22 protein-coding genes are annotated in these 18109 nt (G+C 41.4%); 11 read left to right on the top strand and 11 right to left on the bottom strand.

The window, feature by feature from the left end; genetic code table 11:
* Position 1 precedes the first annotated feature (1 nt).
* Together NSQ64_RS18570 and NSQ64_RS18565 are read left to right on the top strand one after the other, a co-directional pair.
* Positions 2–571, top strand: a complete 570-nt coding sequence (locus tag NSQ64_RS18570) for a MauE/DoxX family redox-associated membrane protein (protein ID WP_217967755.1) — start codon at positions 2–4, stop codon at positions 569–571.
* A complete protein-coding gene (locus NSQ64_RS18565) occupies positions 568–1098 on the top strand; it encodes a TlpA family protein disulfide reductase (protein WP_007497592.1) in 531 nt (176 codons plus the stop codon). The genes NSQ64_RS18570 and NSQ64_RS18565 overlap by 4 nt, the downstream gene beginning before the upstream one ends.
* A gap of 234 nt (positions 1099–1332) precedes the next feature.
* On the opposite strand, the gene NSQ64_RS18560 is transcribed toward NSQ64_RS18565, so the two are convergent.
* Positions 1333–1830: a GNAT family N-acetyltransferase gene (locus NSQ64_RS18560; protein WP_341017730.1), complete on the bottom strand. Its 498-nt coding sequence runs from the start codon at positions 1828–1830 to the stop codon at positions 1333–1335.
* Positions 1831–1957: 127 nt separating this feature from the next.
* On the opposite strand from NSQ64_RS18560, the gene NSQ64_RS18555 reads away from it, so the two are divergent.
* The gene (locus tag NSQ64_RS18555; RefSeq protein WP_039165313.1) at positions 1958–2854 is read left to right on the top strand and encodes a peptidoglycan DD-metalloendopeptidase family protein; all 897 of its coding nucleotides are present in this window, start codon (positions 1958–1960) and stop codon (positions 2852–2854) included.
* 81 nt (positions 2855–2935) lie between these two features.
* On the opposite strand, the gene NSQ64_RS18550 is transcribed toward NSQ64_RS18555, so the two are convergent.
* From NSQ64_RS18550 to NSQ64_RS18530, 5 genes are all read right to left on the bottom strand, one after another.
* Positions 2936–3283 (bottom strand): P-II family nitrogen regulator, encoded by a 348-nt coding sequence (locus NSQ64_RS18550; protein ID WP_007497589.1) that lies wholly within the window; start codon positions 3281–3283, stop codon positions 2936–2938.
* An 18-nt stretch (positions 3284–3301) separates the two neighbouring features.
* A complete protein-coding gene (locus NSQ64_RS18545; RefSeq protein WP_041091425.1) occupies positions 3302–4510 on the bottom strand; it encodes an ammonium transporter in 1209 nt (402 codons plus the stop codon).
* Positions 4511–4703: 193 nt separating this feature from the next.
* The gene (locus tag NSQ64_RS18540) at positions 4704–5444 is read right to left on the bottom strand and encodes an amino acid ABC transporter ATP-binding protein (protein ID WP_045033939.1); all 741 of its coding nucleotides are present in this window, start codon (positions 5442–5444) and stop codon (positions 4704–4706) included.
* Between the two features lie 10 nt (positions 5445–5454).
* Positions 5455–6132 (bottom strand): amino acid ABC transporter permease, encoded by a 678-nt coding sequence (locus NSQ64_RS18535; RefSeq protein WP_007497584.1) that lies wholly within the window; start codon positions 6130–6132, stop codon positions 5455–5457.
* A 41-nt stretch (positions 6133–6173) separates the two neighbouring features.
* A complete protein-coding gene (locus tag NSQ64_RS18530) occupies positions 6174–7019 on the bottom strand; it encodes a transporter substrate-binding domain-containing protein (RefSeq protein WP_341018369.1) in 846 nt (281 codons plus the stop codon).
* A gap of 218 nt (positions 7020–7237) precedes the next feature.
* On the opposite strand from NSQ64_RS18530, the gene NSQ64_RS18525 reads away from it, so the two are divergent.
* Positions 7238–8629 carry an MFS transporter gene (locus NSQ64_RS18525; RefSeq protein WP_035389771.1) on the top strand — a complete coding sequence of 464 codons (1392 nt, stop codon included), beginning with the start codon at positions 7238–7240 and terminating at the stop codon, positions 8627–8629.
* Between the two features lie 33 nt (positions 8630–8662).
* On the opposite strand, the gene NSQ64_RS18520 is transcribed toward NSQ64_RS18525, so the two are convergent.
* The 3 genes from NSQ64_RS18520 to NSQ64_RS18510 all read right to left on the bottom strand — a co-directional run bounded on the left by NSQ64_RS18520 (position 8663) and on the right by NSQ64_RS18510 (position 10988).
* Positions 8663–9262, bottom strand: a complete 600-nt coding sequence (locus NSQ64_RS18520) for an undecaprenyl-diphosphatase (RefSeq protein WP_008343330.1) — start codon at positions 9260–9262, stop codon at positions 8663–8665.
* A gap of 109 nt (positions 9263–9371) precedes the next feature.
* A complete protein-coding gene (locus tag NSQ64_RS18515; RefSeq protein WP_341017724.1) occupies positions 9372–10559 on the bottom strand; it encodes an MFS transporter in 1188 nt (395 codons plus the stop codon).
* Positions 10560–10574: 15 nt separating this feature from the next.
* On the bottom strand, positions 10575–10988 hold the full coding sequence (locus NSQ64_RS18510) for a MarR family winged helix-turn-helix transcriptional regulator (RefSeq protein ID WP_026050165.1): 414 nt from the start codon (positions 10986–10988) through the stop codon (positions 10575–10577).
* Between the two features lie 347 nt (positions 10989–11335).
* Here NSQ64_RS18510 and spoIIID point away from each other — a divergent pair, with 347 nt between their 5' ends.
* The 4 genes from spoIIID to NSQ64_RS18490 all read left to right on the top strand — a co-directional run bounded on the left by spoIIID (position 11336) and on the right by NSQ64_RS18490 (position 14623).
* Positions 11336–11614 carry a sporulation transcriptional regulator SpoIIID gene (spoIIID, locus tag NSQ64_RS18505; protein ID WP_008343327.1) on the top strand — a complete coding sequence of 93 codons (279 nt, stop codon included), beginning with the start codon at positions 11336–11338 and terminating at the stop codon, positions 11612–11614.
* 185 nt (positions 11615–11799) lie between these two features.
* Complete coding sequence (gene mbl / locus NSQ64_RS18500; RefSeq protein ID WP_012011515.1) at positions 11800–12801, top strand: cell shape-determining protein Mbl; 1002 nt, start codon at positions 11800–11802, stop codon at positions 12799–12801.
* 134 nt (positions 12802–12935) lie between these two features.
* Positions 12936–13775: a flagellar hook-basal body protein gene (locus NSQ64_RS18495; protein WP_017360018.1), complete on the top strand. Its 840-nt coding sequence runs from the start codon at positions 12936–12938 to the stop codon at positions 13773–13775.
* 29 nt (positions 13776–13804) lie between these two features.
* Positions 13805–14623 carry a flagellar hook-basal body protein gene (locus NSQ64_RS18490; RefSeq protein WP_024718733.1) on the top strand — a complete coding sequence of 273 codons (819 nt, stop codon included), beginning with the start codon at positions 13805–13807 and terminating at the stop codon, positions 14621–14623.
* 14 nt (positions 14624–14637) lie between these two features.
* Here NSQ64_RS18490 and NSQ64_RS18485 read toward each other — a convergent pair whose 3' ends face one another.
* A complete protein-coding gene (locus tag NSQ64_RS18485) occupies positions 14638–15693 on the bottom strand; it encodes a tetratricopeptide repeat protein (RefSeq protein ID WP_268381901.1) in 1056 nt (351 codons plus the stop codon).
* 219 nt (positions 15694–15912) lie between these two features.
* Here NSQ64_RS18485 and fabZ point away from each other — a divergent pair, with 219 nt between their 5' ends.
* Positions 15913–16347, top strand: a complete 435-nt coding sequence (gene fabZ / locus NSQ64_RS18480; RefSeq protein ID WP_024718731.1) for a 3-hydroxyacyl-ACP dehydratase FabZ — start codon at positions 15913–15915, stop codon at positions 16345–16347.
* A gap of 126 nt (positions 16348–16473) precedes the next feature.
* On the top strand, positions 16474–16869 hold the full coding sequence (gene mscL, locus NSQ64_RS18475) for a large conductance mechanosensitive channel protein MscL (protein ID WP_008343317.1): 396 nt from the start codon (positions 16474–16476) through the stop codon (positions 16867–16869).
* A gap of 192 nt (positions 16870–17061) precedes the next feature.
* Here the strand turns inward: mscL and NSQ64_RS18470 are convergent, their stop codons facing one another.
* Positions 17062–17472 (bottom strand): YwpF-like family protein, encoded by a 411-nt coding sequence (locus NSQ64_RS18470; RefSeq protein ID WP_003215215.1) that lies wholly within the window; start codon positions 17470–17472, stop codon positions 17062–17064.
* Between the two features lie 117 nt (positions 17473–17589).
* Here NSQ64_RS18470 and NSQ64_RS18465 point away from each other — a divergent pair, with 117 nt between their 5' ends.
* On the top strand, positions 17590–17946 hold the full coding sequence (locus NSQ64_RS18465; protein WP_008343305.1) for a hypothetical protein: 357 nt from the start codon (positions 17590–17592) through the stop codon (positions 17944–17946).
* Positions 17947–18109: the final 163 nt, after the last annotated feature.

Genomic DNA, 18109 nt, shown 5'->3' with positions numbered 1-18109 from the left:
GGTGAGTGTCTTTTATTTCATAGGCGTCTATTTACTAGGAATCATTTTTGCAGGTGCATCGCTGGATAAAGCAAGGAAACAGAAGGCACATGTTCAGCAGATCAATGCTTATCGGCTGCTGCCGCCTTCTTTCGCGGCACCCATGTTTTATGTGTTTTTGTTGATTGAGTTGGTTTGTACGATTCATTTGTTTATATGGAACATGTCTATCCTGCCTGCAATTGGCCTTACAGCCCTGTTATGTATTTATACTGGAGCGGTTACGTTCAATTTAATTAGGGGGCATCGTGATATTTCGTGCGGTTGTGGAGGGTTACTGGAAAACGATCGCCTGCATTGGGGGATTGTGATTCGTAATCTGCTGATGCTTACTCTTGTGGCTGGGTTATTTTATGTACATCCTAGTGTTGAAATGATTTCATTGCGGTTGAAAATGATTTGTTTTCTCATTGCAGCGGCTGTCTGTTTGATCATAGCGGTCAGCCAAGAAATTGTGCTATTAAAGCGAAAGTGGATCGACTCATTCCAGATTGCAGATGGATCAATTATAGAAGGAGATAAAATGAAATGACAGATATTTTATTAATCATTGTGTTATTAATTGTCATTGCCCAGCTGGCTGTCGTGTTTTTGCTTGCCCGTTTTATCGGGAGATTTATGAATAAAATAAAGTCCCTTGATGGAATTGAATTGAAGGAAGCGGATATTGGTGACCCGGCTCCGTTATTTCGCAGTTATTCGCATGTAGGTGAAAAGGTGATCTTGAAGGAGTATTTGCAAAATGGGCGAGCTGTGATGCTGTTATTTGTGAATTCTACTTGCATGACTTGTAAAAGTATTTTGTCTGATGTGCAGCCTCAAACTTCACATGATGATGCTCATGTGATTGTTATTAATGGAGATGAACAAGCCGATGATGCCTCGCTTCTTCAATTGCTGCCGGAGCAAGCTGTTTATATGCGCTCATCACAAATTATGGAGTTGTATGGAGTAACAGTTGTTCCGCAAGCGCTTCTGATTGATGAACATGGTATCATTCTGAAAAGAAAATCGCTTCAAAATGCGAAGCAATTTGAGCAGTTGGTGCATGCTTCATAAAAAAGCGTCTCTTTCTTCAAGAGACGCTCCAGCGTGTAGACAAACCCTCGCATTCTTTGTCAGTCCTGCGTGCTGGTGCTCACGAATGTCAAATTCGCTCCGCGCCAGTACTCGTCCTTCCTAGACTGCAAAGGTTTTCTATCACGCTGAAAAGAAGACAAAGGGCTAAAATCAAGTTCATTTTAGCCCTTTGTCAACAATCTAAAGCGTCTCTTTCTTCAAGAGACGCTCCGTTCATAATTCTTTTCCTAAAATATCTAAGTCGTACCGATTGCCGTCCATTTCCGCGATGCGTGGCAAATGTCCCCAAGTCTCAAAGCCGTGCTTCTTAAATAATTTGATGCTGGCTTCGTTGTGGCCGAAAATAAAGGCAAGTAACGTTCGGATGCCTAATGAGGGTGCCAATTCAAGCGCCTCTTGTAAGAACAATGACCCTAAACCTTTTCCTCGATAGTTTTGGTTCAAATAAATACTCATTTCAACAGTACCGTTGTATGCAGGTCTGCCGTAAAACGTTTCAAAACTGAGCCAGCCGTAGATATTTCCTTCCTCATCTGTTTTCACATAGAGAGGACGTTTCTCTGAATGATTCAAAAACCACTGACGGCGGTCTTCTACTGTAACAGGTTCTGTATCGGCCGTTACTTCTCTTGAAGCAATCGTAGAATTGTAGATATCGACGATCTCTTTGAGGTCATTTTCTGTTGCCATGCGGTTGAAAGTTTTCACCATATGTACCCCCATCTTTTTTCATTCATCATACATATTATTGATGCGATTGCGCAAAATAAAAAGAAAAATGATTTCGTGTGTATATATTTTTTGAAAAGTGTTCAGAATGTTGCTGAGGTGATGAAAAATGAGAGAGGAAGAAAAGAAACGTACTTCCAAAATCACAAAAGTTCAGCAATTTTTCCGTAAGCGCTGGGTATTCCCTGCTATTTACTTGGTCAGCGCAGCGGTCGTGTTAACAGCCGTTCTTTGGTATCAAGCTGTATCGAAAGATGTGAAAGACCAACTATCTGATGGAAATCAAACAGGACAAGAACAGCGTGATGATGCCGTTGAAGTTGGAAAGCCAATTGAAAATGTCGCTATGCCGGTCCAGAATTCTGAGAATGTTTCTGTCGTGAAAAAGTTCTATGAAGCAGATGCTGATCAAAAAGAAAAAGAAGCAGCACTTGTAAACTATAATAACACCTATACCTTAAGCAAAGGTATTGATCTTGCAGATAAAGATGGCAAAGTGTTTGATGTCACAGCTGCTCTTAGTGGAACAGTCGTTCAGGCGAAAAAAGATCCAGTTCTCGGTCACGTTGTTGAAATTGAACATGAAGATGGATTGTCTACTGTTTATCAATCGTTGTCTCAAGTGAGTGTAAAAGAAGGCGATGAAGTAAAGCAGAATGATGTCATCGGTGCTTCTGGTAAGAATCTATATGGTGCTGAAAGCGGCAACCATGTTCACTTTGAAATTCGTATGGAAGGTTTAGCGCTTAATCCACTTAGCTTCATTGATAAGCCTGTTTCTTCCATTGAAAAAGCAGCGCAAGAAGTGACGGAAGAAGCAAAAGAACCTGCTCAGCCAAAAGTTGATGAAAAAACGAAGGAACCTGCTGCTGACGATAAGGCAAAAGAGCCGGCTGAAGAAAAATCTGAAGATAAGTCTGATGAGAAGGGGAAATCCTCTGATCAAGAAAAGTCTTCTGATTCCTCTAAAGACCGCAGTCAGTCAGAAGAAACAAAACAATCTTAATACCTTGCAGCCTCTGTGTATATGAATATGCAGAGGTTTTTTTCTGTCTTAAAAAATCCCCCGCACTCGGCGGAGGATGGATTATAAGGCGGCAGGTCCTTCTTCACCTGTCCGAATGTTGATTGTATTTTCTATCTCATATATAAAAATCTTCCCATCCCCTGGTTCTCCTGTACGAAGTACCTTTTGAGCCGTTTCCACGACCTGTTCAACAGGTACTTTGCTTAAGACGATTTCAATCTTTAAACGTTCGTACACATTGCTTTCCTTTTTGACGCCACGGTATAGTTCCGTATGTCCCTTTTGTAGTCCGCAGCCGTGCACATTGGAAAAGGTAATCGAGGTGACACCAATCTTTCCAAGCTCCACCTTTAATGTTTCAAAATTAGCTGGACGTGTGACAATCTCCACTTTATACATTTTGCTCATAGAGACACCCCTTTTTCTTTAATCTTGATATGCTTTTTCGCCGTGCATCGTTAAATCAAGACCGACTGATTCTTCTTCTTCAGTTGCGCGAATCTTGAAGAAGATGTTGACGACTTTGATGATCACGTATGTGACAACTGCAACAAAGACGTATGTGGCCACGATGGCGACAACTTGTTTCCAAAGTAAGCTTGGATCCCCGTAAAATAAGCCGTTGGCTCCGCCATCATTGACAGATGTAGTGGCGAAAAGGCCTGTAGCAATGCCTCCCCACGTACCGCCGATTCCGTGCAGACCGAATGCATCCAGTGCATCATCATAGCCGAACTTGGCTTTAAGTGAATAGACGCCCCAGAAACAAACGATTCCGCCGATGATTCCGATGATAATCGAAGCAAATGGTGTGACAAAACCTGCGGCAGGTGTAATCGCTACTAGGCCTGCAATGGCTCCAGAGATTGCACCTAGCATCGTTGGTTTTTTGTTGATCATCCATTCGACTAACAGCCAGCCGATGATTCCTGCAGCAGCTGCTGTATTGGTGTTAATAAAGGCATACATGGCGACACTGTCTAATGTGAGGGCACTTCCTACGTTAAACCCAAACCAGCCAAACCAAATCACAGCTCCGCCAAGAAGTGTGTAGATCAAGTTATGCGGAGAAGAACTTGCCGCTTCTTTTCGCTTCCCGAGAACAATGGCTACGACTAGACCAGCCACACCGGATGAAATGTGGACGACGTTTCCACCGGCGAAGTCAAGTGCTCCCATTTCGCCAATCCAGCCGCCACCCCATACCCAGTGAGCGACTGGAGCGTATACAAATGTGACCCAAAGGAGTGTAAACACGACCACCGCTGAGTAACGAATACGTTCAGCGAAGGCACCAGAGATAATGGCTGTTGTGAGGACAGCAAAGGTCATTTGGAACATCATGAACAATGAATGTGGAATCGTATCACTATATGAACCAGGTTCAAAGCCAACGCCTTTTAGTCCAACCCAGTCAAAGCCTCCGATCCATGCATTGCCTGGCGCAAAGGCCAGTGAATAGCCAAATACGATCCAGACGATAGAGACAATGGCTAGTGAGGTTAAGCTGTGCATTGTCGTACTTAACACGTTTTTACTTCTCACAAGTCCTCCGTAGAATAAGGCTAAACCCGGTGTCATTAACCACACGAGTAGTGTGCAGAAGAACATAAATACTGTATCACCCATTTGCATGCTGCATTCCCCCGAATCATTCAGAATTAATAGATTTCTTAATTCTTCATTATAGAGAGAAAAGTCATATATAACATATTTATGTAAGTTTATCTAACATGGTTTTTTGGTCATTATCAATATAAATGGATGAAAAGTTCGTAAAAAATGAGAATAAACGTGTATGAACGACGAAAAATAAAGGGCGTTTGACCTATAAAATCGAACTGAGAAACAATTTGGTTCGCTCCTCTTGAGGAGAATCAAATAATTCTGATGGGGTACCTTGTTCGACGATTCGTCCTTCATGCATATAAACAACTCGGTCAGCTACTTCTTTTGCGAAGCCCATTTCATGAGTGACGATGACCATTGTCATGCCTTCTTTGGCAAGACTTTTCATGGTTTGCAGCACTTCGCCTACAAGCTCTGGGTCCAGCGCAGAAGTGGGCTCGTCAAATAACATGACATCGGGCTTCATGGCGAGAGCTCGTGCGATGGCAACGCGCTGTTTTTGACCTCCTGATAGCTTTGAAGGGTACACTTTTGCTTTATCCGCTAGTCCGACTTTCTCTAATAAGACATTGGCTTCAGTTATCGCTTGTGCTTTCTTTGTTTTTTTCACCATAACCGGTGCTTCGATGATGTTTTCAAGCACGGTTTTGTGCGGGAAGAGATTAAAATGCTGAAACACCATGCCTATTTTCTGCCTCATTTCGTTTAATTGATCTCGTTTTGGATGAACGGGACTGCCATCAATGATGATCTGACCGTCATTTTTTATTTCTAAAAAATTCATACAACGGAGCAAGGTGCTTTTCCCAGAGCCGCTTGCACCAATTAAGACGACGACATCATTTTCATATACAGTGAGGTCGATATCTTTTAAGACATGCAGTTCTCCAAAGTGTTTATTCAGTTTTTCAACACGAATGATCTCTTTTGATTCTGTCATGCTTCTCCTCCTAATGATCACTGACTGATAGTTTCTTCTCAACGGTTTGCACAGCGAATGTTAACAGCAGGACAAGAACTAAGTAATAGACAGCCACGACAAGTAAGTACGTCATGTTGTCAAAACTGTTGGAGCCTTGAGTGGTGGCTATGTTAAAGAGTTCATTGACGCTGATGAAGGCAGCAAGTGATGAATCTTTTAAGCCGATGATAAACTGATTGCCGAGAGGGGGAAGGGCGCGCCGCATCGCTTGCGGGAGAATGATACGTCTCATGGTTAGAAATCGCCCCATGCCAAGAGAACGTCCTGCTTCTTTTTGACCTTGATCGATTGATTGAATCGCCCCTCTGAATATTTCTGCTATATAGGCACCGTTATGGAAGGCAAGCGCAATAGAGGCTGCCCAAAAGTCGGGTATATTTAATTCTGTAAGCCCAAAATACAGGATGAAAATCTGCACAATGAGTGGTGTCCCGCGTACAAGGAAGATATAGGCATTTGCGATATAACCGAAAACGGCCACGCGGGATATTTTTAGTAAGGCAAAGAAAAGCCCGATGAACATGCCGATGAAAATACTGATGACAGTGAGTTGTAAGGTGAGCAGCATTCCTTCTAAGAAAACGCCTCTAGAATCAATCAGCGTTTGAAAAAAATGTGATAAGGTAGGCAAAACAATCATCTCCATTTGAAGAAAGTGCGCCTGGAGAAAGGCGCACAATCGTGGTTTTAATCCTGTTTGACGGTAATATCTTCGTCAAAATACTTTTCGCTAATTTGTCTTAATGTTCCTTCTTTTTTGAGTGCATCAATCGCATCGTTGATTTCTTTTATGAGCTCTTTATTGTCTTTAGAGACAGCAATTGCTTGCTCACTTTGCCCGAGTCTTTCTTGTGCTTCAATTTTTAGTTTTTTCTTCATGGCTTCTGCCCCTGTGGCAAAATCAGTGACGACCGCATCGTGTTTGCCATTGGCTAGTGCTTCTAAAGCGACAACATCACTGTCGTAATATTTCGGTTCCTTACCGCTATGTTCTTTGGCAATATCCGCATAAGACGAACCTTTAGAGACAGCGATTTCTTTGTTTTTTAAGTCATCTGCACTGTGAATGTCTGCGCCGGGTCTTGTGAAGATTTGCGGACCGGAGTAGTAATACGGTTGAGAAAAAAGGACGTGTTTTTTTCGTTCCTCGTTGATGGTATGACTTGCAATGGCGGCATCAAATTTACCTGCTTTGACGCCTTCGACGATGCCTGCGAATTTATATTTTTTCTGTACAGGCTCTAGGCCCATCTTGTCGCTAATCGCATTGCCGACATCAATATCAAAGCCAGACATCTGGTTTCCATCCATGTAACTGAATGGGTGGAATTCACCTGATGCTGCAAAAATAAATTTCCCATCCTCCAAAATCGGCGACCCTTTCGCTGTAGAATTACGTTTATCTCCGTTCCCATTTGTTTCATTTGAACCACACGAAGACAGAAGTAATACTGCAACCGAGAAAAGGGCTGGGACCCAAAACCGTCTTTTTTTAATAATAAGCTTCTCCTCCTTTTCAGCCGTTCTCCGTATAAGGAGAAAGTAGGCTTTTCAATATGTGTAGCATCTTACCATTTGTTCCTCATATTCTCAATTTTATATGCGCTTTTCCAACACTTGCCCTTTTTAAAATGTATGTCTTGCTTTTCGGAGAGAGAACTTGAATTGATCAGGGTAAAAAAGGGAAATGAATCTCATAATAACGAGGAGATAGACAAAGAACGTGTATGTCAAAAGAAGGGGGCGGGTGTATGATCAAATGGAAAAACAATCGAAAAGTCTTTTTAACGGCGATTGCTTTTGGAACGATGTTAAATCCATTGAATTCCTCAATGATTTCTTTAGCCTTGCATCAAATTCAGCATGAGTTCGGTTTGTCGTTTACGACGGTATCTTGGCTCATTTCAACCTTTTATTTGGCCAGTGCGGTCACGCAGCCGGTGAGTGGACGAATTGGAGATCATGTGATGAGCCGGAGAACCTTATTTTTATTTGGACTAGTTCTAGTGGCAGTCTCAGCCATTTGTGCGCCGTTTGCCCCGACTTTTGCGGTGCTGATTGTGATCCGGCTTCTACAGGCGATTGGAAGCAGTGCGATCTATCCTTCAGGTGTTGGACTGATTCGGGATCATGTGAAGGAACGACAAGCTTCTGCTTTAGCGGTATTGTCCATCTTTGCTTCAGCGATGACAGCACTCGGGCCGACACTTGGCGGGTTTTTGATGACGATCGGCAGCTGGCCGGCGATCTTTTTAGTGAATCTGCCATTCATATTGATCAGTTTTTTTCTAGGCCTTTCCTTGTTTCCTAAGGAGAAGAAGAAAAAATTGCGTATCGGAGACACTGTCCGAAAGCTTGATTTGCCAGGGATGTTTCTATTTACAGTTTGTATTGTCCTTTTGCTTTCTTTTTTATTATCACTATCTGATGGTATTCAGTATGTACAGGGCATTCTCTGTCTTGTGAGTGCGGGTGCTTTTATATGGTGGGAATATCAGGTGGATGAGCCATTTATCCAAATTCGGATGTTCAGGCAGGAGAAACGGCTTTCGCTTGTGTATGTGCAATTTATCATTTTGAATATTTTCTTCTATTGTCTCTTTTTTGGCTTGCCAAGTTATTTTCAGGATGAATTGGGCTGGCGTGTGGAGATGACAGGTCTCTTTATGCTTTGCATGTCTGGCGTGAGCATAATGGTATCGCCGCTGACTGGCAAGTGGGTAGATCGCGGCGATGAACGGCACCCTGTTTTGGCAAGTGCTGTGCTGATGCTGGCCGGCGCTTCCGCAATGACTTTCTTTTTTATTCCTGCGCCATTCTGGGGGAAAGGACTGGTTCTTGCTTTGCTTGGACTCAGTTACGGGATTGGAAATGTTGCGCTTCAAGCTGCGATGTTAAAAGCGAGCCCTCAACAAATGATTGGCACGACCTCTGGGCTTTTTCAAACATGCAGGTACCTTGGTTCCATTCTGTCATCTGCCGTGCTTGGCATGCTGTTTGGTGAGGAAATTGCAGGTTCTCATTTTGAACAATTAGGCTGGACATTGATCATGATTTCCCTTGTCGGCATTAGCGTCAGCCTTTATTTTTCGAGTATGGTCAGAGGAAAACAAACAATGAAAAAAGCGGCTGGGATAAAGTAGAAGAGAGGTCTTCCATACTTTATCGCAAGCCGCTTAAGAGTTGGACAGGTCTGATCCTTGGTCCTTTTGCTTCCTTCTGAAAATTTTGCCCACAATGTTCTCGTAAAATGTCACGATACGGTCAATTGGAGAGTCAAAGAACTTCCATAATTTATTCATGATAAAGACAACCACAATCGATACGATCAAGCTGCCTAATACATCAAATGGATAATGATGACCGACCCAGATGCGGGAGAACCCTGTCAGTAATCCAAAAACAAGCAAAATATTGCCGAGTTTTTTATTACGGGATCGAATGGCTAGTGAAAGAGCCAGTGCACCTGTTGTGTGGTCACTTGGGAAGGAAGCGTCTGCTGAGTGCGGGATGAGTGTGTCGACTTTGTGCGCCACAAACGGCCGCTCTTCATAATAAAACAGCGTAATGGCAAAATTGACGATGAGTGCCACGATGCCTGTTACACCAGAAAAGAAGACATGCTTCTTAAATTTGTGATTACCTAAAAACCAGCAAATCAATAAGACGAGGGCATATACGAGAATGGCCTTTTTCGTAATGAAAATCATGGCCTGATCTAAAAACTCAGAATGATGAGCCATCCCGTGTATGACTTTAAACAATTCGTAATTCAAAACATCACCTATACTTTCGCTTAACGCCAACTATTTTTCAAAAGACCTATCTGTTCATTTGAAATATCCTATATTTTAGCATGTTTTCAGTGAAGTTTAAAACAGTATCCTATTCTGATAGGGAAACCTTTTGTGCTTTTGCTTCTTGCGGTTTTCGTTCGCTCCAATAAAAAACACCCATGCTGAGTAACACGACAACGCCAGCAATGAGATATACATTTGAAAAATCTGTGAAGCTGACAAGCAGTCCGAAGACAAAGGATCCAGCGGCAATCCCCGTATCATAAAGGGTAAAGAAAGTTGCTGTGGCGTAGCCTGTACGGTTTGCTGGTGAGTGCTGTATCGCAAGTGTTTGTAGACATGGCACCAAAGAGCCGTAGCCAAGGCCGATGACAGCGCCGGATAAAAGAAGCATGGTGGCTGTTTGGGTAGCGGTCAGCATCCATAAACCAATCGCAAAGAGAGCAATCGATGGATAGATCACAATATGAGGCCCGACTCGGTCAAACAGTCTACCTGTAAATGGACGTGATCCAAGCATTGCAGCTGCAAATACAATGAAGAAATAACTGCTTGCACCCATTAGGTTCAGGGAATTGGCATAAACTGAAATAAATGAAATGATCGGCGAGTAACAGAAGGAGATAATGATTCCAACTGCTGCCGTTTTTAAAGCACCTTTTTCAAACAGGTGAGAAAAAGTGAATCGAAAGATGACACTTCCACCGTTTTCAGGCTCTGGCTGTCTAATCAGCATCGTGAAAGCTGCACCGATAGAGACGATGATCGAAAAGAGAAGAAATAAAGAATGGAATCCTACTTTTCCGACTTGATTCAGTGCGATAAACGGACCGATAACCACAGCGAGGTTCATTGACATCACAAAGTATCCAAGACCCTCTCCTCGTTTATGTTTCGGAATCATATCAGCTGCAATAGCACTTGCTACGGTTGTCAAAATGCTGAAGAAGATTCCTTGTACGAAACGCAGCATGAGAAGTGTTTGAAATTGATCAATTGGAATGTATAAATAAGTGAGCAGGGCAAAAGCTGTTGAAGAAAAAATCGCCATGCTTTTCTTGCCGAATTTCTCAATAATGGCCCCTGAAAATGGTCTTGTCACAATTGCTGATAATAAGAAGACCGTCACAAGGAGGCCGCCCTGTGATTCTGTTCCATTTAATTCATCCATTGTGTAAATGGGGAGTAGTGTCAAAAGGGCATAAAAAGAGGTGAATGTAAATAAATTCACCAGGACAATCATGATAAAGTCTTTTGTCCAAATGCGTTCGTTCATGGTGTATGTCACTTCCTATTCAGTTGATAATTTGTGTAAAAGTGTATGGAGGAGTTGTTTTTCTTCGTAGGTAAAATCTGAAAGACATTCTTCTTCAAATTGTTCCATCGTCTGTTTGATTTTTTTAAACTTTGCTTTTGCATCGTCTGTCATGACGATGAGATTCTCACGTTTGTCTTTTCCTTGGACTCGTTTCACCCAGCCGTTTGCTTCTAGACGCGTCACGGTTCTGGTAATCGTCGGTGCTTCGACGTTCAAATAGGTCCAAATGTCTTTTTGCGTTTTAGGACCGAATGTATCCAAACAAAAAAGTACAGTCCACTGGGACATGTACAAGTCATAAGCAGCAAGCGCTTCGTTCGCTTTTTTAGACAGCAGCCGCGCGCTTTGATGTATTTGATGTAAACACTCTCTGTTTAACGTATCCATAGGCTCACCTTTATTCATTATTTATCTAGGTAAATAAATTCACCTTTCCTATTTTACGTGTTACACCGATGCTTGTAAAGTGAAAATTTTCGCTACTCGAAATGATTTTTTGTTTTGTCTTTTCTGATAAATCCCTTGTCCCATCTTCATTTTTAGCATATTCCCTATGCAATGCTAATACACTGTTACAAACCTGACAAAGAGAGTGTTTGAGGTGAGGGATCGTGTTTGGCATTTACTACCTAATGGATGAGAAATTAAGACGAACAAGCGCCGCTGAAAATGGATAATATTGATACGGATCTCATTTCACACTTCTCACATCCATTTTAGGGAGGTCGAGTGGTGTGCACGATTACATCAAAGAGCGAACAATCAAGATAGGAAAGTATATCGTGGAGACAAAGAAAACCGTTCGTGTAATTGCGAAAGAATTTGGAGTCTCTAAAAGTACTGTACACAAGGATCTAACAGAAAGACTGCCAGAAATTAATCCAGATCTGGCTAACGAAGTGAAGGAGATACTGGATTATCATAAATCAATCCGCCACCTGCGAGGGGGAGAAGCCACAAAGTTAAAGTATAAAAAAGAAGAAATTTTAGAAGGTGAGCCTGTAAAACAGTAAGCTTTAGTTCTTTGTTCATAAACATGATATATATATCTTCCTCTTATCGGTAGTTTCTAACCACAAATTTTGTAAAGACTTTTGTAAAGAAATATCTTTTTTTCTGCAAATTATGATAGAATATATAATTAGGGCAGAATGTGGTATTTGCTATGGAAACAGATTTTCAAGGAGGATATATATAGATGTTTGCTAGGGATATTGGAATTGATCTTGGTACTGCAAATGTACTGATTCATGTCAAAGGAAAAGGAATTGTGTTAAATGAACCATCTGTTGTCGCTCTTGATAAAAACAGCGGGAAAGTATTAGCTGTTGGAGAAGAAGCGAGACGTATGGTTGGACGTACGCCTGGGAATATTGTTGCGATTCGTCCATTAAAAGATGGCGTAATTGCTGATTTTGAAGTAACTGAAGCGATGCTCAAGCATTTTATTAACTCATTAAATGTGAAAGGGCTATTCTCTAAGCCGCGTATGCTCATCTGCTGCCCAACAAACATTACATCTGTTGAGCAGAAGGCGATCAAAGAAGCTGCTGAAAAAAGCGGCGGGAAGCATGTATTTCTTGAAGAAGAGCCAAAAGTAGCAGCTATTGGTGCTGGTATGGATATTTTTCAGCCAAGTGGAAACATGGTCGTAGATATTGGAGGCGGAACGACAGATATCGCTGTCATCTCAATGGGTGACATTGTAACCGCCTCTTCTATTAAAATGGCTGGAGACAAATTTGACTTGGAAATTCTAAACTACATTAAAAAAGAGTACAAGCTGCTGATCGGTGAGCGAACTGCAGAGGACATTAAGATCCAAGTTGCAACGGTATTCCCAGACGCACGTCACGAAGAGATCTCGATTCGTGGACGAGACATGGTGACAGGATTACCAAGAACGATTACCGTCACAAGCAAAGAAGTAGAAGAAGCATTACGTGAATCTGTATCTGCCATTGTTCAGGCTGCGAAACAAGTTCTCGAAAGAACACCACCTGAATTATCAGCTGATATCATTGACCGCGGCGTCATCATTACTGGTGGCGGAGCGCTTCTAAACGGGCTTGATCAATTGCTTGCAGAAGAGCTGAAAGTACCAGTTTTCGTTGCAGAAAATCCAATGGATTGTGTAGCAGTTGGTACTGGCGTGATGCTTGATAATATGGACAAGCTGCCAAAGCGTAAACTCAGCTAATGATTTCCCTCATTCTTTTTAGAAAGAATGGGGGATTTTTATTAAAGAAGCCTGCCAATATGCCGATATATTTCATAGAAGATTGTGTACTGATGATTTTAGGTCATGTGAAAGAATTTGAATGAGGTGAGCACGTGTTAAAAGGACTATACACCGCAACATCTGCCATGATCGCTCAAGAGCGGCGGACAGAAATGCTTTCAAATAATATCGCAAATGCGAATACTCCAGGCTATAAAGCAGATGAAGGGGCCATGCGCGCATTTCCAGAAATGCTGCTAAGCCGAATGGAATCAGGACGTTTCCAAACATCTTCAGGCAAAGGCTTTAGTATCCCACAGCAAACGGCGATTGGCGGAATTAATACGGGAACATACATGCAGGAATTGATTCCTCAATTTACACAAGGAACATTAAAAACAACGGATCAAACAACGGATATCGCATTAGTAGAAAATAATGTACCCATCAACCCGGAGACAAATCAAAAGTCAGCGCTTTTTTATGCTGTGAATACACCAGAAGGCGTTCGTTATACGAAAAGCAGTTCCATTACATTGAATGATCAAAATCAGTTGACGATCAATGGACGTGCCCTTCTTTCCGTGACGGGCCAGCCGATTACCGTTCAAAGTGAGAATTTCAAAGTGAACGCAGATGGAACCGTGAGTGAAAACGGACAAAACCTTGGACAAATTGATGTACGTGTTGCAATGGATACAAGAAACCTTGCGCGTGAAGGAAATGATTTATACCGTACAGCTGATAACCAGCCTCTTCCAAGTGCGGTCAATAACGGTCAAATGTCCTATACATTAAGCCAAGGTGTATCAGAGCTCTCGAACGTTGATGTGACGAAATCATATACAGAAATGACAACAGCCTACCGCGCATTTGAAACAAACCAAAAAGTGGTTCAGGCATATGATAAGAGTTTAGAAAAAGCAGTAAATGAAATCGGAAGAGTGTATTAATGAAAAAATGAAGAGAGAGGAGGATTCTCATGCTTAGAACGATGATCAATGCAGCTGTGTCAATGAACGAGGTGCAAAAGCAGCTTGATATCATTAGTAATAACATCGCAAACAGTGAAACAACAGGGTATCGCGCAAAAAACACCCGTTTTTCAGAGCTGATCAGACAACAGTTTAATCAAGTAGATGAAAAAAATGAGCAGGTGGCAAACAGTCGTCTGACACCTGCTGGTTTAAGGCTTGGAACTGGAACGATGGTCAATGCATCCATTAACTCATTGCAAGGGTCTATTAAAGAAACAGGCCGTGACCTTGATGTTGCATTTGGTGCGCCATCTCAGTATTTGCAGGTCAATGCTGGCGGTAACATCCGGTATACAAGAGATGGCTCTCTTTATTTACAGCCAGGAAATAATCCGAATCAAGTCCAGCTGGTGACAAGCGAAGGCCATCCGATTCTTGACGAAAACGGGAATGAGATTGTCTTAAATGCGAATTTCCGTGATATTTCTATCGATAAAAATGGCCGGCTTACAGCTATTTCTCGAGGCAATCAACCGAATCAGCAGGTGAATCTTGGGGTTGTTCAAGTGAATAATTCTTCAGCACTCATCTCTGAAGGAGAAAATTTGTTCTCAGTCGACGGCAACTATCAAGGCGCTTTAACGGCACTGAATGGGGCAAACCGTCAGGCCATTCAACTTCAGCAAGGTGCACTTGAAACGTCGAATGTGGACATGTCTAAAGAATTAACAGACCTCATGACAACACAGCGTTCGTATCAGATGAACTCAAGAACCATTACGATGGGCGATCAAATGCTAGGACTCATTAATACCATTCGATAATGAGCAGGCGGATGTCAGCCTCTCATGATAAAAAAGGCGGCTCGCTCAAAGTCGCCCTTTTTTTTATAAAAATCTGAGACATCTGCAAGCAGATCTTCAAGATCAATCCAGGCTTCTTTTCGTTCAAGACATGTGACGAGTGTAGCAATCTGTTCATCTGCCTTGGGCGCTTGGCTGTAGAGAAGGAATAAAATTTGGAACTTGATTCTTAATAGATCAAATTGGGCATCAACGGCTTCTTTTAGCCCTTTTTGAATATACTTCATTCCTTCATCAGTTAAATTCTCTTTAAAGCAGGAACGCACAGTTTCATAGAGACACGATACATAGGAGTGGGCAGATTTCCGGTATGCTGGGAGCCGAAGCGCTTTTTTAAAGTATTCTAGTGCTTCCTTATGACGATTCTGTCTCGACTTGATAAAACCAGCGTCATAATACACGATACCAAGCAGTTCTTGGTCATCAATCATTTTCACGTATTCGATAATTTCAATAAAAATAGCTTCTGCTTCTTCATATTTTTTTTGATCACTAAAGTTAAGGGCGAGCACAATTTTGCACCGATAAATGCTGTGGATATCCCCGTGCTTTGCAAAGATATCCATGGCTTTTTCAACATGTCGAATGGATAACAGTGAATAGCGGTTGTTATAATAAACACCACTTGTACGGAAATGAAACTCCGCTTCCTCTAGCTCATCGTCTAGCAGGGGCAGTTTTTCTTCTGCTTTTTCTAGATAATGAATGGCATCATTTTGATCGCTCTTTAAAGATTCGTATAAACCGAGAAAAAAGTAAAAATAATATTGCAGTTGATCATTCATTTGATCTTTGTGGAGCATGAGTTCATGCTTCAGTTTTTCTAAGTCTTCTGTTTGGTTCATCCAGAGCTGGTGCCGAAAAAGCATAAGCTGATAATGTAAATGAAGCTCCTGTTTCTTTGACAATCTACGTTTATATTTGGTTAAGGACGTTTTGATCTCTTCAGCCTTCGAAAAATGTCGATGTTTTAGCATTGTATACCACGAATGGAGAAGTTTTTTAATGGATTTATCGCTTATAAAATTCATTTTTACCCTCTTATTCAATCAATGATGTAATATATATTACCATATTTGTGAAAAAACGATGAGTGTAGAGTGGATTATATTTCATGACAATAGGTAATGATAGATTCTATTTTTTACCATAAATGTTGGCTGAACATTGAAAAATGACTGCATTCATAATATACTTCAATAGGAATCAAATGAAGATTAGCGATATAGAAAAGAAGGAGAGATCAAGACATGCTTGATGCTCAGCAAATTCAAGACATTATTCCACACCGTTATCCATTTTTATTGGTTGACCGTATTTTAGAAGTTGATGGTGAGAAAAGAGCGGTTGGAATCAAAAATGTCACAGTAAATGAAGAATTTTTTAATGGCCATTTCCCAGGATACCCCGTCATGCCGGGTGTGCTTATTGTAGAAGCGCTTGCTCAAGTTTTTGGGGTCATCATGTTAGGTAAAGAAGAGAACAAAGGGAAAATTGGTTTGTTTGCAGGGATTGACAGCTGCCGATTCAAAAGACAGGTCAAGCCAGGCGATCAGCTACGTTTAGAGGTTGAAATCACACGTCTTCGCGGTCCAGTTGCCAAAGGAAAAGCAGTTGCAACAGTAGATGGCGAAGTGGCATGTGAAGCAGAACTGACATTTTCTATCGGTCCGAAAGTATCGTAATGTGTCTGACGGTTCATCTTGTATGAACCGTTTTTTATATGGAAACATTCATCCAGAGCGGATGAGGACTTGCTTTTTTGACAAAAAAACGTCATATTAGACAAAAAAAGATGAAGGTGATAAAGAATGCTGAAAGAATTTAGAGAGTTTGCCGTCAAGGGGAATGTGATTGACCTTGCTGTCGGTGTCATCATCGGGGGAGCATTTGGCAAAATTGTCACTTCTCTTGTGAATGATTTAATTATGCCGCTTGTTGGTATTATTGTTGGGGGGCATGATTTTAGTGGATTGTCTATTAAAATCGGTTCTGCTCAAATTTTGTATGGAAGTTTCATTCAAACAGTGGTCGACTTCTTGATTATCTCCTTTTCCATTTTTATCTTTATTCGTTATTTAAATAAATTAAAACGGAAAAAGGTAGAGGAAGAAGAAGTGGTTGAAACGCCAGATCAAACGGAAGTGTTGTTAACCGAAATTAGAGATTTATTGAAAAAACAAAGCCAATCGAAAGATGTGCAATAGAAAAAGAGCGGCTCATCCCGCTCTCAGCGTGTAGACAAACCCTCGCATTCTTTGTCAGGGCTGTGCTCCGGTGCTCGCCCTTCCTAGACTTCAAAGGTTTTCTATCACGCTGAAAAGGAAGACAAAGGGCTAAAATAAAGTTCATTTTAGCCCTTTGTCAACCATCTAAGAGCGGCTCATCCCGCTCTTTTTTTATGTGTTCTGTTTAAAAGCATCCAGCAGTTTTTCTCCTGATAGCCCCTCTTTGACGAGGTCTTTTAATACTTCTTCGGTTTCTGTTCTGTAACGATTTGTGATCATTTTACCGTCGAGTAATACAGATATGTTTTCTTCTAAGGCAACGATGTTTTTGACTTGGACCGATAGATGAACAGGGCGGTTGTTTTCTTTTGTAATCGTCACGAGAATCTTTACTTCTGTATGCTGCTGGAAGAGCACCTCAAACACTTGTCTATGCTTCTTTGGGATCAGTGCCTCGATCATCCAGTGATTTTCGCCATCTTCTTTATTAATGATTAAGCCGTCACGAAGGGGAATGCTGGACATTTTATCTTGCTTTGGATCAAGTTCGATTTTTAAATCAATCAGCCTAAAGGTTTTCATATTTATCACCTCACAAGCGTTCATTATTCGTAAGTATCATTATAGCATACAACATCTGTATAAATGAAACCGCTGCCTACTCAGAACTAGCTGCATATAAGTGAAAGGAGATGTTTTATGGAGTCCTATCAACTTCGAAACATACATATTGGTGAGGAAAAGGAAAGCAATGTGAGGGTCTATACATGGGGAGACATTCTCTCATTTTGTGACGTGTATATGGAAGAAGGGGAGTCCCTCACTTTTCAATATGTGACAGACGATCAAATGGACTGTTTTGAATTTCAATTGTCAATTCATGATGGAAGGCTTTGTTTTTATTGGTTTGCGTGGGACGGGTCTGACTATATTCACATGCCTTCTAGTAATTGGATTCATTCAGATGTTTTTTATCAATTTATGAAAAATAAGTATTTCGTCAAACAAAATAAGATGATGTTTTATACGCAAGCGGTAAAAAGTAAAAATGATTGAGGAAATTAAGAATTTGAAGAACGATTTTGTCATTTTCGTTTTTTGTCTCTTGTGCTATTTCTCAGTAGACTAGGGTTAGCTGAAAGGAAAGGAGGCAAAAGGCAAAGGTCTAGCATCTCGTGGCCCCCCTCTAGCTATAGCTGATAGACTTTGCCTTGTACAC

Origin of the sequence: Bacillus sp. FSL W8-0183, from assembly GCF_038006825.1 — a bacterium.
Lineage (GTDB): Bacteria > Bacillota > Bacilli > Bacillales > Bacillaceae > Bacillus > Bacillus altitudinis.
Note: the sequence above shows the minus strand (reverse complement) of the source record. Positions and strands in the feature narration are given on the sequence as shown.

Bases quoted from the DNA above. Each gene is read 5' to 3' on its own strand.
- NSQ64_RS18565 (WP_007497592.1), top strand. From the start codon at position 568: ATGACAGATATTTTATTAATCATTGTGTTATTAATTGTCATTGCCCAG.
- NSQ64_RS18560 (WP_341017730.1), bottom strand. From the start codon at position 1,830: ATGGTGAAAACTTTCAACCGCATGGCAACAGAAAATGACCTCAAAGAG.
- NSQ64_RS18555 (WP_039165313.1), top strand. From the start codon at position 1,958: ATGAGAGAGGAAGAAAAGAAACGTACTTCCAAAATCACAAAAGTTCAG.
- NSQ64_RS18550 (WP_007497589.1), bottom strand. From the start codon at position 3,283: ATGAGCAAAATGTATAAAGTGGAGATTGTCACACGTCCAGCTAATTTT.
- NSQ64_RS18545 (WP_041091425.1), bottom strand. From the start codon at position 4,510: ATGCAAATGGGTGATACAGTATTTATGTTCTTCTGCACACTACTCGTG.
- NSQ64_RS18540 (WP_045033939.1), bottom strand. From the start codon at position 5,444: ATGACAGAATCAAAAGAGATCATTCGTGTTGAAAAACTGAATAAACAC.
- NSQ64_RS18535 (WP_007497584.1), bottom strand. From the start codon at position 6,132: ATGGAGATGATTGTTTTGCCTACCTTATCACATTTTTTTCAAACGCTG.
- NSQ64_RS18525 (WP_035389771.1), top strand. From the start codon at position 7,238: ATGATCAAATGGAAAAACAATCGAAAAGTCTTTTTAACGGCGATTGCT.
- NSQ64_RS18515 (WP_341017724.1), bottom strand. From the start codon at position 10,559: ATGAACGAACGCATTTGGACAAAAGACTTTATCATGATTGTCCTGGTG.
- NSQ64_RS18510 (WP_026050165.1), bottom strand. From the start codon at position 10,988: ATGGATACGTTAAACAGAGAGTGTTTACATCAAATACATCAAAGCGCG.
- mbl (WP_012011515.1), top strand. From the start codon at position 11,800: ATGTTTGCTAGGGATATTGGAATTGATCTTGGTACTGCAAATGTACTG.
- NSQ64_RS18490 (WP_024718733.1), top strand. From the start codon at position 13,805: ATGCTTAGAACGATGATCAATGCAGCTGTGTCAATGAACGAGGTGCAA.
- NSQ64_RS18485 (WP_268381901.1), bottom strand. From the start codon at position 15,693: ATGAATTTTATAAGCGATAAATCCATTAAAAAACTTCTCCATTCGTGG.
- fabZ (WP_024718731.1), top strand. From the start codon at position 15,913: ATGCTTGATGCTCAGCAAATTCAAGACATTATTCCACACCGTTATCCA.
- mscL (WP_008343317.1), top strand. From the start codon at position 16,474: ATGCTGAAAGAATTTAGAGAGTTTGCCGTCAAGGGGAATGTGATTGAC.
- NSQ64_RS18470 (WP_003215215.1), bottom strand. From the start codon at position 17,472: ATGAAAACCTTTAGGCTGATTGATTTAAAAATCGAACTTGATCCAAAG.
- NSQ64_RS18465 (WP_008343305.1), top strand. From the start codon at position 17,590: ATGGAGTCCTATCAACTTCGAAACATACATATTGGTGAGGAAAAGGAA.